General features: G+C 71.6%; 13 protein-coding genes and 3 pseudogenes. 11 read left to right on the forward strand and 5 right to left on the reverse strand.

Translation table 11 applies throughout. The features are described from left to right. The first annotated feature begins 34 nt into the window (after positions 1-34). Both xylA and BFF78_RS36470 read left to right on the forward strand, forming a co-directional pair. A complete protein-coding gene (gene xylA, locus BFF78_RS36465) occupies positions 35-1,201 on the forward strand; it encodes a xylose isomerase (RefSeq protein WP_069782348.1) in 1,167 nt (388 codons plus the stop codon). 293 nt (positions 1,202-1,494) lie between these two features. Further along, complete coding sequence (locus BFF78_RS36470) at positions 1,495-1,677, forward strand: hypothetical protein (RefSeq protein ID WP_069782349.1); 183 nt, start codon at positions 1,495-1,497, stop codon at positions 1,675-1,677. Between the two features lie 499 nt (positions 1,678-2,176). Here BFF78_RS36470 and BFF78_RS36475 read toward each other — a convergent pair whose 3' ends face one another. Together BFF78_RS36475 and BFF78_RS36480 are read right to left on the reverse strand one after the other, a co-directional pair. Beyond that, positions 2,177-3,037 carry a hypothetical protein gene (locus BFF78_RS36475; RefSeq protein WP_069782350.1) on the reverse strand — a complete coding sequence of 287 codons (861 nt, stop codon included), beginning with the start codon at positions 3,035-3,037 and terminating at the stop codon, positions 2,177-2,179. Between the two features lie 140 nt (positions 3,038-3,177). Further along, positions 3,178-3,474 carry a hypothetical protein gene (locus BFF78_RS36480; RefSeq protein WP_069784030.1) on the reverse strand — a complete coding sequence of 99 codons (297 nt, stop codon included), beginning with the start codon at positions 3,472-3,474 and terminating at the stop codon, positions 3,178-3,180. A 95-nt stretch (positions 3,475-3,569) separates the two neighbouring features. Here BFF78_RS36480 and BFF78_RS36485 point away from each other — a divergent pair, with 95 nt between their 5' ends. Further along, complete coding sequence (locus BFF78_RS36485; protein ID WP_069784031.1) at positions 3,570-4,475, forward strand: oxygenase MpaB family protein; 906 nt, start codon at positions 3,570-3,572, stop codon at positions 4,473-4,475. Here BFF78_RS36485 and BFF78_RS36490 read toward each other — a convergent pair. Continuing rightward, a pseudogene (locus BFF78_RS36490) lies at positions 4,452-4,637 on the reverse strand (PadR family transcriptional regulator); the annotation flags it as partial. The gene BFF78_RS36485 and the pseudogene BFF78_RS36490 overlap by 24 nt on opposite strands. Between BFF78_RS36490 and BFF78_RS45010 the strand changes: the two are divergent. Then, positions 4,630-4,737: pseudogene (locus BFF78_RS45010) on the forward strand (alpha/beta fold hydrolase); the annotation flags it as partial. The pseudogenes BFF78_RS36490 and BFF78_RS45010 sit on opposite strands and share 8 nt — an antisense overlap. 26 nt (positions 4,738-4,763) lie before the next feature. On the opposite strand, the gene BFF78_RS36495 reads toward BFF78_RS45010, so the two are convergent. Next, entirely contained in the window at positions 4,764-5,360 is a 597-nt protein-coding gene (locus BFF78_RS36495) for a class I SAM-dependent methyltransferase (protein WP_069784032.1), read from the reverse strand. A 151-nt stretch (positions 5,361-5,511) separates the two neighbouring features. Between BFF78_RS36495 and BFF78_RS36500 the strand changes: the two genes are divergently transcribed. The 5 genes from BFF78_RS36500 (at position 5,512) to BFF78_RS36520 (ending at position 10,559) form a co-directional block, all read left to right on the forward strand. After that, positions 5,512-6,285: an MHYT domain-containing protein gene (locus tag BFF78_RS36500; RefSeq protein WP_069782351.1), complete on the forward strand. Its 774-nt coding sequence runs from the start codon at positions 5,512-5,514 to the stop codon at positions 6,283-6,285. 48 nt (positions 6,286-6,333) lie between these two features. Next, a complete protein-coding gene (locus BFF78_RS36505) occupies positions 6,334-8,874 on the forward strand; it encodes a sensor histidine kinase (protein WP_193433604.1) in 2,541 nt (846 codons plus the stop codon). Beyond that, positions 8,871-9,308: a roadblock/LC7 domain-containing protein gene (locus BFF78_RS36510; RefSeq protein ID WP_069782352.1), complete on the forward strand. Its 438-nt coding sequence runs from the start codon at positions 8,871-8,873 to the stop codon at positions 9,306-9,308. Before BFF78_RS36505 ends, BFF78_RS36510 begins: the two co-directional genes overlap by 4 nt. 19 nt (positions 9,309-9,327) lie before the next feature. Next, positions 9,328-9,738 carry a DUF742 domain-containing protein gene (locus BFF78_RS36515; RefSeq protein ID WP_069782353.1) on the forward strand — a complete coding sequence of 137 codons (411 nt, stop codon included), beginning with the start codon at positions 9,328-9,330 and terminating at the stop codon, positions 9,736-9,738. A gap of 218 nt (positions 9,739-9,956) precedes the next feature. Continuing rightward, on the forward strand, positions 9,957-10,559 hold the full coding sequence (locus BFF78_RS36520; protein ID WP_069784034.1) for a GTP-binding protein: 603 nt from the start codon (positions 9,957-9,959) through the stop codon (positions 10,557-10,559). Positions 10,560-10,568: 9 nt separating this feature from the next. Here BFF78_RS36520 and BFF78_RS36525 read toward each other — a convergent pair whose 3' ends face one another. Beyond that, positions 10,569-10,997: a PPOX class F420-dependent oxidoreductase gene (locus BFF78_RS36525; protein WP_069782354.1), complete on the reverse strand. Its 429-nt coding sequence runs from the start codon at positions 10,995-10,997 to the stop codon at positions 10,569-10,571. Positions 10,998-11,088: 91 nt separating this feature from the next. Between BFF78_RS36525 and BFF78_RS36530 the strand changes: the two genes are divergently transcribed. Together BFF78_RS36530 and BFF78_RS48650 are read left to right on the forward strand one after the other, a co-directional pair. Next, positions 11,089-11,502 (forward strand): roadblock/LC7 domain-containing protein, encoded by a 414-nt coding sequence (locus BFF78_RS36530; RefSeq protein ID WP_069782355.1) that lies wholly within the window; start codon positions 11,089-11,091, stop codon positions 11,500-11,502. A gap of 126 nt (positions 11,503-11,628) precedes the next feature. Then, positions 11,629-12,480 (forward strand): annotated as a pseudogene (locus BFF78_RS48650) (DUF6397 family protein); the annotation flags it as partial. Between the last annotated feature and the right edge of the window lie 17 nt (positions 12,481-12,497).

The raw sequence follows: 12,497 nt of genomic DNA on the forward strand, positions 1-12,497 counted from the left end.
GACGAAATAGTCGTACGCAGCAAGGAGCCGCGGCATGAGCTATCAGCCCACCCCCGAGGACAGGTTCACCTTCGGCCTGTGGACCGTCGGCTGGCAGGGAAGGGACCCGTTCGGCGACGTCACCCGCCGCGCCCTGGACCCGGTCGAGACGGTGCAGCGCCTGGCCGGGCTGGGCGCCTACGGGGTGACCTTCCACGACGACGACCTGATCCCCTTCGGCTCCTCGGACACCGAGCGCGAGTCGCACATCAAGCGGTTCCGCCAGGCCCTGGACGCCACCGGCATGACCGTCCCGATGGCCACCACGAACCTCTTCACGCACCCCGTCTTCAAGGACGGCGCGTTCACCGCCAACGACCGGGACGTGCGCCGTTACGCGCTGCGCAAGACCATCCGCAACATCGACCTGGCGGTGGAACTGGGCGCGAAGACGTACGTCGCCTGGGGTGGCCGCGAAGGAGCGGAGTCAGGCGCCGCCAAGGACGTACGCGCCGCCCTGGACCGTATGAAGGAGGCCTTCGACCTCCTCGGCGAGTACGTCACCTCCCAGGGCTACGCCATCCGCTTCGCCATCGAGCCCAAGCCGAACGAGCCGCGCGGTGACATCCTGCTGCCCACCGTCGGCCACGCGCTGGCCTTCATCGAGCGCCTGGAGCGCCCGGAACTGTACGGCGTGAACCCGGAGGTGGGTCATGAACAGATGGCGGGCCTGAACCTCCCGCACGGCATCGCGCAGGCCCTGTGGGCGGGCAAGCTGTTCCACATCGACCTCAACGGCCAGTCCGGCATCAAGTACGACCAGGACCTGCGGTTCGGCGCCGGCGATCTGCGGGCGGCGTTCTGGCTGGTCGACCTGTTGGAGAGCGCCGGCTACGAAGGGCCGCGCCACTTCGACTTCAAGCCGCCGCGGACCGAGGACCTCGACGGTGTGTGGGCGTCGGCCGCGGGCTGTATGCGCAACTACCTCATCCTCAAGGAGCGTTCGGCGGCCTTCCGGGCCGACCCGGAGGTCCAGGAGGCGCTGCGTGCCTCGCGCCTGGACCAGCTGGCCCAGCCGACCGCGGGCGACGGCCTGCAGGCCCTGCTCGCCGACCGCACGGCCTTCGAGGACTTCGACGTCGCGGCGGCCGCCGCACGCGGCATGGCCTTCGAGCGTCTCGACCAGCTCGCCATGGACCACCTGCTCGGCGCACGGGGCTGAGCGCACGGAGGGCCAGAGGTACGGCGTACCTCGCCGCCCCGCTTCTCAGTCGACTTTGCGATCCGGGCCACTTCACAATCTGTTCGAGTGGGGGACGGGCGCGACGGAACGTGGAGTGCTATGACGGTCTTGTCCCGCGTGGATGAGGCAGCGCGTCGATCCACCAGGGGGCGGGCCTCATCCATTAGGGGGCGGGCCTCAGGGATGTCTCGGGGTCGGGTTTCGGAACCGTGTCGAGCGGGCGGCCGTTCTCAGAGCAGAGAGCGGCAGTGGCCGCGAAGGAGGCGACGCTCATGTCCAACAACGCGAAGATCGCCGTCGGGGGTGTGGCGGTCGGGCTGATCCTGCTGATCTGGCTGCCGTGGTGGGTGGCGTTCCTGGTCGTGGTCGGGGTCCCGGTGGCCGGATATCTGGCGCTGGACCCCTCACAGCGGCGCAGGCTCCGCAGGGTCACCCGCAAGGAACTCGGCCGCTGAGGCGAGGGGTCGACGGCTCTGGGGGAGGCTCGGTGGGGCTGTGGGAGCGGGCAGGCCGCACGGCGGGGGCATACCGGCCGCCATGGGCCGCCCGGCTCTCGGAATGAGCCGGGTTCGGGTGCCCTGCCTTGGGCGGGGCCCCTGACCGGCACGCGGTTCCCAGGGCCGCACGGGCCACCTGGCCGCCGTGGCCCCGTGGAACCGGACGGCGGTGTCAGCCCCGGATGCCGTGCGGGACCTCCGGCCGGTCGTCCGGCCTCGGGCAGCGGGTCTGCGGTCATCCGGCGCCCGCCGGCGGCGTAGAGCCGTGCGACCTCAGGCGGCGAGCGCAACAGGCTGCCCCTCTCGGTGCCGGTGCCGGTGCCGGTGCGGGCGCTCGGGCCTCGTGCGGCGGGCTCTGCAACCGCCCCGCCTGGGTGCCGGTGTGAGGGCGCTCGGGCCTCACGCGGCACGTTCTACGGCTGCCCGCCTCGGTTGCCGGCGTGGCGGGCGCTCGGCCTCAGATGGGTCGTACGGCCAACTTGTCGAGCGCCTCCAGCAGGCCCGGCAGCTCGCGGCCCCGGCCCACCGGCAGGACCTCGCCCGGCTTGTCGTCGAGCAGCACGAACGCGATGTCGTCGGTGCGGGCCACGATCGACCAGCCAGGGCCGTCGGCGCGCAGCGTACGTGCGTCACCCGGGGCGAACGACGAGCGGACCCGGCCGAGCGGCGGCGGCGAGTCGACATAGGCGCGCGCCTCCGCGAGCACCCGCCTGACTCCCCGGTGGCCGCTCTGCGGCACGCCCGGCTCGCTCTCCGCCGACGACTCCTCGGCCTTCTCCTGCCCGTCAGACTTCCCTTCGCCGTCCGGCTTGGCGAATTCCTCGTCGTTGATCTGCTCCCGCCATGCCGCCCACTGGAGCGCGATCTCGTCGGCGCCCAGGCGGCGCTGGGCCGGTCCCCAGGAACTGGTGTCCGGGGGGCTCAGGGCAGGCCGGTCCGCCACGTCGGGATCGGGGTCGTGCGGAGCGGGGACACCGGGCGCTGAGACGGCGACCGCCAGGGGCCAGCCCGGCAGGGCGGCCACGACCTCGCGTTCGTCCGGAGACAGCTCGTACTCCATGCCACAGTCCCAGGACGCTATCGCCACGGCCACCAGCGAGACGTCGTCGATGACGACCGTCCAGCGGGCGCCGTAGCCGTCCTGCCCCAGCACCAGGCCGTACCCGTCGGCGTGGGGCGCCAGACCCAGCGCCGCGCACGCCTCCGGATAGTCGTCGCCCAGAACGCTCGGAAACTGTGCCGGCGTCAGCAGCACCGCCGTCAGTACGTACAGCGCATCGTCCGCGGCGGCGACGGCCTCATCGTCGGTTCCGGCCATCCCAGCCTCCCAGTGTTTCGTCGGTCCGGCGCGCACCCTAGTGCGAGCGCAAGCCCCTTGTCACGACTCCTCACACCACGCGGAGCTGCAGGTTTCCGCCTGGACGGGGGCGAAACGACCACTGTGGCACGGTGGCTTCCTCAGCCCGCGGGCAGCCCGAGGAGATCATGGGCGACCGCCGCGGGCGACGCGTTGCGCTCCCGGGCCAACGCGACGACCGCGCGGCAGGCGAGCTCGCTCACCCCGAAGGACAGCGCCTCCGGCGACACCCAGGCCGCAGCCTCCTCGATCCGGTCCTGATCGTCCTCCGCCCGGGCCACCACATAAGTGGCCGCCGCTTCGAACAAGTTGTGCGCACGCCTCTCCCGAGCGCCCGCGGGCTGTGCGGGCGTGGAGGTGCGGAGTCTGACGGCGTACTTGCGTATCCGGCCGAACACGCGGATCACCCTCCCCGAACGGGTCATCGTCGATCGCTCATCTGCTGTGCTTCAACGTAGAGTTGGACGTTCCGTGGCAGAAGGGGGACGACGCGGTGAAGCGCTTCGAGCTACTCGGACGGATCCGCCGGCTGGACCCGGTGGCGGACGCACGGGAGATCTACCGGCTCAGTACCGCGTTCGAGTTCCCCTGGGACTACACCCGCGCACTCGAGCTGGCCCTGTACCGCACCTACGCCGTGCCGAGCATCGGGCGACTGCTCGCGCGGACGGCGGAGCTCACCGAGCGCACGCAGAAGCGGTACGACGACACCGTGCTGCTCCTCGACACCATCGTCGAGCACGGTTTCGCCGCGGAGGAGGGTCGTACGGCGATCCGCCGCATCAATCAGATGCACCGCAGCTACGACATCGGCGACGATGACATGCGGTACGTGCTGAGCACCTTCGTCGTGGTGCCCAGGCGCTGGATCGACGCCTACGGCTGGCGGCGGCTGTCCCGGCACGAGGTCGTCGCCACCACCGAGTACTACCGCACCCTCGGACGACACATGGGCATCCCGGACATTCCCGGCACGTACGAGGAGTTCGAGGCGCTCCTCGACGCCTACGAGGAGGAACACTTCGGCTGGGACGAGCAGGCCCGGCAGGTCTCCGACGCCACGCTCGACCTGATGGCGTCCTGGTATCCGCGTCCGCTGGCGCCCTTGCTGCGCACTGCGACGCTCGCCCTGCTCGATGAGCCGCTGCTGCGTGCGTTCCGCTACACCCCTCCCGGCGCGGCCACCACGGCACTGGTGCGCCGGGCCGTACGCACGCGTGGCCGGCTCGTCCGGCTGCTGCCGCCGCGCCGCTCCCCGCACTTCGCACGCCAGAACCGGGAGATCAAGGGCTATCCGGACGGCTACCGGGTGGCCGACCTCGGCACTCGCCCGGTACCGGGGCTGCGTGGGTGCCCGGTGCGGCACCGTGACACCTCAGCGGCTGACGCCGTCGAGTGACGCCAGGGTGTCACGCAGCCAGGCCAGTTCGGCCCGGCTCGTGGCACGCGCGATGGTGAGGACGCCGCGCCGGAACGGGCCGTCCAACTCCTCGGCGCGCGGCGGCCGGTCGCCCTTGTAGAAGAAGCTCGCCGGCTCCTCCAGGAAGGCCAGGAGCCTGGAAGCCACCGGGGTGCGCGTGCTGACGGTGCCCGGAGCCGGGCGCAACATCATGTTCGACAACCCCGACGCCTTCACGGCGGCCGTCGCCGGAACGGACTGACCTGCCCTGCCTCGGCGACTCGACGTTCACTCACGCATGGCGAGCGCCAGGAAACGGGTGTCCTCGTCGATGTACGACGTCATGTTCCACCCCGAACGGCCCAGCAGCGGGCCGAGATTGGTCCTGGCACGCAAATCGTCGGGTGTGATCTGCCGGCCCTGACGTGCCGCCAGGGCCGCGCGCCCGATGGGGTGGAACAGCGCGAGCATGCCGCCGGGCCGGGCCACGCGGGCCAGCTCCCGCAGGTTCTCCTCCGGGCGCGGCAGATGGGCGATCAGACCGGCCGCGAACACGGCGTCCAGGGACCCGGACCGCAGCGGCAGCGCGGCGACGTCCGCGAGCACCAGCCGCCCGTCCCGGTGCCGGCCCGCCCGCACGGCGGCCTTGAGCATCGCCGGCGTCAGGTCGGCACCCAGTACCACTCCGGAGGGGCCCACGGCGGTCCGCAGCGAAGGCAGGGCGCGCCCGGTGCCGCAGCCCGCGTCCAACACCCGGTCGCCGGGCCGCAGTCCGAGATCGGAGACAGCCGCCGCGTACGCCGGACCGTCGTCGGGGAACCGGCTGTCCCAGTCGGCCGCCCGGGCGGTGAAGAACTCCTGGACATGTGTGTGGTGGTCGCTCATGTTCCGCATGATTCCTCACCGTCGCGGGGGATACATAGGTGCACATGTTCGGGCCGGACCCGATCGTTCCGTCGCATCTGTGTGTCATATTCCAACAGCTTTCGAAATGCGCCCCCTTCGTGCTCCCGTGCCCCCCTAGCGTCCCTTGGCCATGGGACACCTGGACCACGCCGCCTTCGGCTGGCTGACGCCCGTACTGTCGTACGTCATGGCCTGCACAGGCGCCGCGCTCGGACTGCGCTGCACGGTCCGCGCGCTCGCCACCACCGGCCGTTCGCGCCGCAACTGGCTCGTCACCGCGGCCTCCGCCATCGGGACGGGCATCTGGACCATGCACTTCGTGGCCATGCTCGGCTTCCGCGTCAGCGGCACCGACATCCGCTACGACGTGCCGCTGACCATCCTCAGCCTCCTCGTCGCCATGGTCGTCGTCTGCGCCGGCGTCTTCGCCGTCGGCTACAGCCGCGACCGTACCCGGGCGCTCCTGCTCGGCGGACTCACCACCGGGCTGGGCGTCGCCAGCATGCACTACCTGGGCATGGCGGCGGTCCGGCTGCACGGCGTCATCAGGTACGACCCCGTCCTCGTCGGAGTGTCGGTGCTGATCGCCGTCGTGGCGGCGACCGCGGCACTGTGGGCCGGCCTCAACATCAAGTCGCCCCTCGCGGTCACCGTCGCCTCCCTCGTCATGGGAGCGGCCGTCAGCAGCATGCACTACACCGGGATGTTCGCGGTGAGCGTGCGTGTGGACCCCTCCGGCGAGAGCCTTCCCGGGGCCACGGCGATGCAGTTCATCTTCCCCCTCGCCGTCGGCCTCGGGTCCTACCTGTTCATCACCTCGGCCTTCGTCGCCCTCTCACCCACGGCCGACGAGCGAGCGGCCTCCGCCTCCGCCCAGCGGCCCGTCGAGAGCATCGCCCGCTAGCGGGAGCCCGGCCCGAGCGCCCCGACCCACGTCCCGAGCGAGGAGGCCATGCGCCCACCCCGTACGACCCCGAAAGCCGGCAGCCCGGCGCGTCCGCCGCGCGGCCGCCGTGCCCACGCCGGATCGCCCGCCGAGGAGGGTGCCGAGCGCCCGGCCGGCACAGCACGGGCCACGGCACGCGCGCGTGCGCACCGCCGGCACCTGCGCCCACGCACCGTGCGCGCCAAGGTGGTCAGCCTGCTGATGGTTCCCGTCGTCTCCCTGCTCGCGCTCTGGGCGTACGCCACCGTCACCACAGCCCAGGACGTCGCCCGGCTGCGGCAGTCCCAGCGGGTCGACGCCGAACTGCGCACCCCGGTGGCCGCGGCCGTCACCGCCCTCCAGGCCGAGCGCACCGCGGCCGTGCGCTACGCCACCGCCCCGGGCACGGGCGACGGCGGCGACCTCCAGGACCTGGCCGCCCGCACCGACCGGGCCGTGGCCAAGCTGCGGCTCGGCCGCGACAACACCGTCGCCGACAGCGAGGAACTTCCCGCCGGAGTCTCCGGGCGCCTCCACGCCTTCGTCACCGGGGCCGAGCACCTCCGCGCACTACGCACGGCCGTACTGGGCCACAAGGCCGACTGGGAGACGGCGTACGCGCAGTACACGACGACCATCGGCGCGGCCTTCGCCGTGGACGGCGCCCTCACCGGCATCCAGCAGGCCGACGTCGGCTCCGACGCGCGCGTGCTGCTCGAATTCAGCCGGGCCGCCGAGGCGCTGGCCCAGGAGGACACCCTCCTCGGCGGTGCGCGGACAGCGGGCCAACTGCAGGGCGAGCGGCTGCGGTTGTTCGGTGCCGCCGTCGCCGCCCGCCGTACCCTCACCGAGGCGGTTGTCGCCGATCTGCCTCCCGCCCAGGGCGCCGCCTGGCAGGACCTGGCCGGCAGTGACTCCTACACCGCCCTGGGCGCCGCCGAGGACAGGATCCTCGCCGCCGGACCGGGCGGCAAGCCGGCCGACGCGGCGGCGCAGGCCGCCTGGAGCGCCGCCCACGCGCGCGTGCAGGACGGCATGCAGGGCATCGCGACGGATACGGGCCGGGCCGTAGCGGGCCGCGCCGACCCGTTCACGCGTGGCCTGCTCAGCCCAGCGGGTGCCGCAGTCCTCCTCGGCCTGGCCGCCGTCGCCGCCTCGCTCGTCATCTCCGTCCGCATCGGACGCGGTCTGGTGGTCGAACTCGTGAGCCTGCGCAACGACGCCCTGGAGATCGCCCGCCGCAAACTCCCCGAAGCGATGCGCAGACTGCGCACGGGCGAGGAGATCGACATCGACGCGGAGGCGCCCGCAGGACCGCCCGCCGAGGCCGAGACGGGGCAGGTCTCGGAAGCCCTGACCACAGTCCACCGCGCCGCCCTGCGCGCCGCTGTGGAACGCGCCGAACTCGCCAGCGGAATCTCCGGCGTCTTCGTCAACCTGGCCCGCCGCAGCCAGGTACTGGTCCACCGTCAGCTCAGCCTCCTGGACAGCATGGAACGCCGCTCGGACGACCCCAACGAGCTGAGCGACCTGTTCCGCCTGGACCACCTCACCACGCGCATGCGGAGGCACGCCGAGAGCCTGATCATCCTCTCCGGCGCCGCGCCCGGTCGGGCCTGGCGCATGCCCGTGTCCCTGACCAACGTCGTACGGGCCGCCGTGTCGGAAGTCGAGGACTACGCGCGCGTGGAGGTACGCCAGCTCCCCGAGGCCCATGTCATCGGCACCGCCGTCGCCGACCTCACCCACCTGCTCGCCGAACTCGTGGAGAACGCCGCGCAGTTCTCACCGCCTCACACGCGCGTGCGCGTCACCGGCGAGCCCGTCGGCAACGGCTACGCCCTGGAGATCGAGGACCGGGGACTGGGCATGGGCGCCGAGACCCTCGCGGAGGCCAACCGCCGCATCGAACAGTCCGAGGCCCTCGACCTCTTCGACAGCGACCGGCTCGGACTCTTCGTGGTCAGCCGGCTCGCCTCCCGGCACGACGTCAAGGTGCACCTGCGTACCTCCCCGTACGGAGGCACCACCGCCGTCGTCCTGCTGCCCACCGCCATGCTGCACAGCGGCTCGGCCGAACACGCCTCCCACCAAGGTGAACAGGCCCGCTCCGGGCAGGAACGCGTGTACGCGCGCGTGCCCGATCCGAGCCCGCACCAGGAGACCGTCGCCGCCCGGCCGGACCGGCCCGCCCTCGCGGCCACCACTCCTGGCCGGCAGGGCCCCGTCGGCGAGCCCGGCCCACACGGCGGCATCGATGAAACCCCGCCACCCGGAGTCACCGCCTTGAGGCTGCACCGACCGTCGAACGACTCCGAGACATCCGACGACCTCCCGCGCCGTGTGCGCCAGGCGAGCCTTGCCCCCCAGCTCCGTCGGCAGCCCCCCGAAGCGACGGCGCCGGAGACCGCACCGCACGGCGACCAGGGGCGTACCCCCGAACTGGTACGGGACCGCATGGCGGCCTACCGAGACGGCTGGGTTCGCGGCGGCGGCAGACGGCCAGGCCGCGGCGCCGCCAGGAAACCCGCAACGGGCAGTGACAGCAGCGAAGGAGACCCGGCATGATCCAGGACCCGAACACGAGGGCCGGCCAGCGCTCCGGCGAACTGGACTGGTTGCTCGACGACCTGGTGATGCGCGTGAGCGAGGTGCGGCACGCCGTCGTACTCTCCAACGACGGGCTGGCCGTCGGCGCCTCCACCGGGCTCGCGCGGGAGGACGCCGAGCACCTCGCCGCCGTCGCCTCCGGCTTCAACAGCCTCGCCAAGGGCGCGGGACGGCACTTCGGAGCGGGCGGCGTGCGGCAGACCATGGTCGAGATGGACGACGCGTTCCTCTTCGTGGCCGCCGCCGGCGACGGTTCCTGCCTCGCCCTCCTCACCGCCGTCACGGCCGACATCGGACTGGTCGCCTACGAGATGGCTCGCCTGGTCAAGCGGGTCGGCGAGCACCTCTACACAGCGCCGCGTGTCGCCGCGCAGCCGCCCGCAGCCGGATGACAGCGAAGAGACGGCACCGATGACCGAGAACCAGAGCGGCGGCCCGAGGGAGCCGGGCAGCCAGTGGTACGACGGCGAGGCCGGACCACTGGTGCGCCCGTACGCGATGACGGGCGGGCGCACCCAGCCCGGTCCCACCGGGGTGCGCTTCGACCTGATCGCCCTCGTCACCCTCGACCCCGCCGCACCGGCGCTCGACGCCGCCATGCTCGGCCCCGAACACCGGACTCTGATCGAGCTGTGCCGCACGGAGACACAGTCGGTCGCCGAACTCGCGGCGGACGCCGACCTTCCCGTCGGCGTCGTCAGGGTGCTCCTCGGTGACCTTCTGGAACTCGGCTGTGTGGTCATCAGCCGTCCCGTGCCCCCGGCACACCTGCCCGACGAACGGATACTGCGCGAGGTCATCGAGGGATTGCGAGCGCTGTAGATGAACGCTCCGAACGCGCCGTACACCGCGTCGCATCCCGATCCGTGCGCATGGCTTTCCGATCCGTGCGTGTTGCGCCTCCGACCGGGCGCAAGCCGGTCATATCAGGTGCACTTCGGTCCAACCGCCCGGAACGGCGGCTCCGTTGTCATGATGCTGACTTCATCGCCGCAGCAGGCGGACGCCGACCGCAGCCGGTCCTCCCGAGAGAAGTGATCATGGTCTCCGAGCACTCCGACGCCGGCGGCGACACCTCCGCCCTGGCGCTGAAGATACTGGTCGCCGGCGGGTTCGGCGTCGGCAAGACGACCCTGGTCGGGGCCGTCAGCGAGATCCGGCCGCTGCGCACCGAGGAACTCCTCAGCGAGGCAGGGCAGCTCGTGGACGACACCGACGGCGTGGACCACAAGGTCACCACCACCGTCGCCATGGACTTCGGGCGCATCACCATCCGCTCCGGTCTGTCCCTCTACCTATTCGGCACACCGGGACAGGACCGCTTCTGGTTCCTCTGGGACGAGTTGTCCCAGGGCGCCCTCGGTGCCGTCGTCCTCGCGGACACCCGGCGCCTTGAGGACTGCTTCCCCGCGGTCGACTATTTCGAGCACCGGCACATCCCGTTCGTGGTCGCCGTCAACTGCTTCGCGGGAGCCCGCACCTACGGCGCGCACGACGTCTCGCGCGCCCTCGACCTCGACCGGGGAACACCCGTGGTGCTGTGCGACGCGCGCGACCGGGACTCCGGCAAGGAAGTCCTGATCCGGCTCGTCGAGTACGCCGGGCGGGTGCACACCGCCCGGCTCCTGGACTCGGTCGGCTGAACCCGCCGCTCAGGCCGCCAGATCCTTCACGGCCACCACCTGGTCGATGGCGGCCCGCACCAGCAGCTCCCCCGGAACGCCGTTGCGGGCGCCGTACTCCTCGGCGCGGTCCTCGCCCATGTACCGGGCGGCGATCCGGGTGGCCCAATGACGCACCTGGTCCAGATCCTCCGACAGTCGGGCGCGGCCGTTCAGCACGACGAAGTGGAACGGCGGCCGATCGTCGTCCACACACAGGGCGATCCGTCCGTCACGGGCGAGATTGCGCCCCTTCACCGTTTCCTTACCGGTATTGAAGACCAGTTCGTCCCCGTCCAGCAGAAACCAGATCGGGGCCACATGAGGGCTCCCATCGGCGCGAACGGTGGACAGTTTGCCGGTCCGGGTGCCGTCCGAGACGAACGCCCGCCATTCCTCGTCGGTCATCTTCTGTGCCATGCGCCTATCCTGCTTGCCCGGACGCCGGTCGTGGGGAAGGCTGACGGGGAGTTCCTCCAGCCAGGGGGAGACATCACACGGGGAGACGGAGATGGCGCAGAACCAGGGACTCGGCTGGCTCCTGGACGATCTGACCGAGCGGGTGGACCATGTGCGGCACGCGCTGGTCCTGTCCAACGACGGTCTCGTCACGGGCGCGAGCACGGGCCTACGCCGTGAGGACGCCGAGCATCTGGCCGCCGTGGCCTCTGGCCTGCACAGCTTGGCCAAGGGATCCGGACGCCACTTCGGCGCGGGCAGGGTACGCCAGACCATGATCGAGTACGACGACGCCGTGCTGTTCGTGACCGCGGCCGGCACCGGCAGCTGTCTGTGCGTGCTCAGCGGCGCGGAGGCCGACATCGGCCAGATCGCCTATGAGATGACCCTGCTCGTCAACCGAGTCGGCGAACACCTCGGTGTCGACGCGAGGCAACCCGAGCGAACTCCCATCGCAGACGCCTGACCTGCGACTTCTCCTTCCTTCGCGGAGTTATCCACAGGCTCACCACGACTTGCGCCGGATTGGCTACGGTGTGTGCACGGCGAACGCACAGGGCGTGAGCCAAGGATTCCACGGGGGAGTACGACCATGTCGGCAAGCACCTTCAGCCCGTCCCGGCCCGCCACCTGCACACCGAGCCATGCCGCTCGGGAACTGGGCCTCAAGCGAGGCGAGTTCGACCTCGCCGCTCACCTCGGCCACATCCGGACCGTGCCCGACGAGGGCGGCGGTGGAGACCGGAAAGTGGAGCGCGCCGAGATCGACCGCCTGCGTGCCCGGGAGGGCCATGCAGAAGCCCTGCGCGATCGCGTGCGGGTGGTGGGTACCACCGAGGGCGCCGCGCTCATGAAGATCCCGGCCGGGCGGTTCACCCGCCTCGCCCGACTGGGCCTGCTCGTGCCGGTGAAGTGGTATCTGAACCGCTATCGCGCCGTGGTCTGGCTCTATCTGGCGGAAGAGCTGCGGACTTTCGCCTCGGCCACGCAGAACGCGCACCTGCTCAAGGGACGTACGCCCGAGAATCTGCGCGGCCAGCTGGAAGCCGGGGTGGACCTGCGCGCCCGAAACTGGCGGGGACGCCACCTCGGATTCCTGCTGCGACAAGCCGAGGAGCCGTGGGCCCGGGCCGGAGCCGTGGCCGCCTTCCTCTCACCCGTCGAGATCGCCGACCTGGTCAGGGACCCGTACGAGCGTGCCCGTGTCAACCGGTTCCGGCCCGCGCCGCCTGGGCAGGGCATCCAGGGATCACCTGCCGCGCACCTCGCGGAGCGGATCATGACCGCGCAGGATGCGGACGAGATCGAATGGCTGCGTAGCGAACTGGCCCAGGTGCTCGAGGAGGCCCGCGTCCTCTCCCCGGCACCGCGCCCGGCCGCTCGGCGTGGCGCACCGACCGTGCGAGCAGTCGCACCGCCCATGGCGCCCATGGCCCGCACGGCCACGCACCTCATGGAGCC

It is taken from the genome of Streptomyces fodineus, assembly GCF_001735805.1.
Taxonomy (GTDB): Bacteria; Actinomycetota; Actinomycetes; order Streptomycetales; family Streptomycetaceae; genus Streptomyces; species Streptomyces fodineus.

Bases quoted from the DNA above. Each gene is read 5' to 3' on its own strand.
- BFF78_RS36515 (WP_069782353.1), top strand. From the start codon at position 9,328: ATGACCGAGAACCAGAGCGGCGGCCCGAGGGAGCCGGGCAGCCAGTGG.
- xylA (WP_069782348.1), top strand. From the start codon at position 35: ATGAGCTATCAGCCCACCCCCGAGGACAGGTTCACCTTCGGCCTGTGG.
- BFF78_RS36510 (WP_069782352.1), top strand. From the start codon at position 8,871: ATGATCCAGGACCCGAACACGAGGGCCGGCCAGCGCTCCGGCGAACTG.
- BFF78_RS36495 (WP_069784032.1), bottom strand. From the start codon at position 5,360: ATGAGCGACCACCACACACATGTCCAGGAGTTCTTCACCGCCCGGGCG.
- BFF78_RS36470 (WP_069782349.1), top strand. From the start codon at position 1,495: ATGTCCAACAACGCGAAGATCGCCGTCGGGGGTGTGGCGGTCGGGCTG.
- BFF78_RS36500 (WP_069782351.1), top strand. From the start codon at position 5,512: ATGGGACACCTGGACCACGCCGCCTTCGGCTGGCTGACGCCCGTACTG.
- BFF78_RS36505 (WP_193433604.1), top strand. From the start codon at position 6,334: ATGCGCCCACCCCGTACGACCCCGAAAGCCGGCAGCCCGGCGCGTCCG.
- BFF78_RS36530 (WP_069782355.1), top strand. From the start codon at position 11,089: ATGGCGCAGAACCAGGGACTCGGCTGGCTCCTGGACGATCTGACCGAG.
- BFF78_RS36520 (WP_069784034.1), top strand. From the start codon at position 9,957: ATGGTCTCCGAGCACTCCGACGCCGGCGGCGACACCTCCGCCCTGGCG.
- BFF78_RS36525 (WP_069782354.1), bottom strand. From the start codon at position 10,997: ATGGCACAGAAGATGACCGACGAGGAATGGCGGGCGTTCGTCTCGGAC.
- BFF78_RS36475 (WP_069782350.1), bottom strand. From the start codon at position 3,037: ATGGCCGGAACCGACGATGAGGCCGTCGCCGCCGCGGACGATGCGCTG.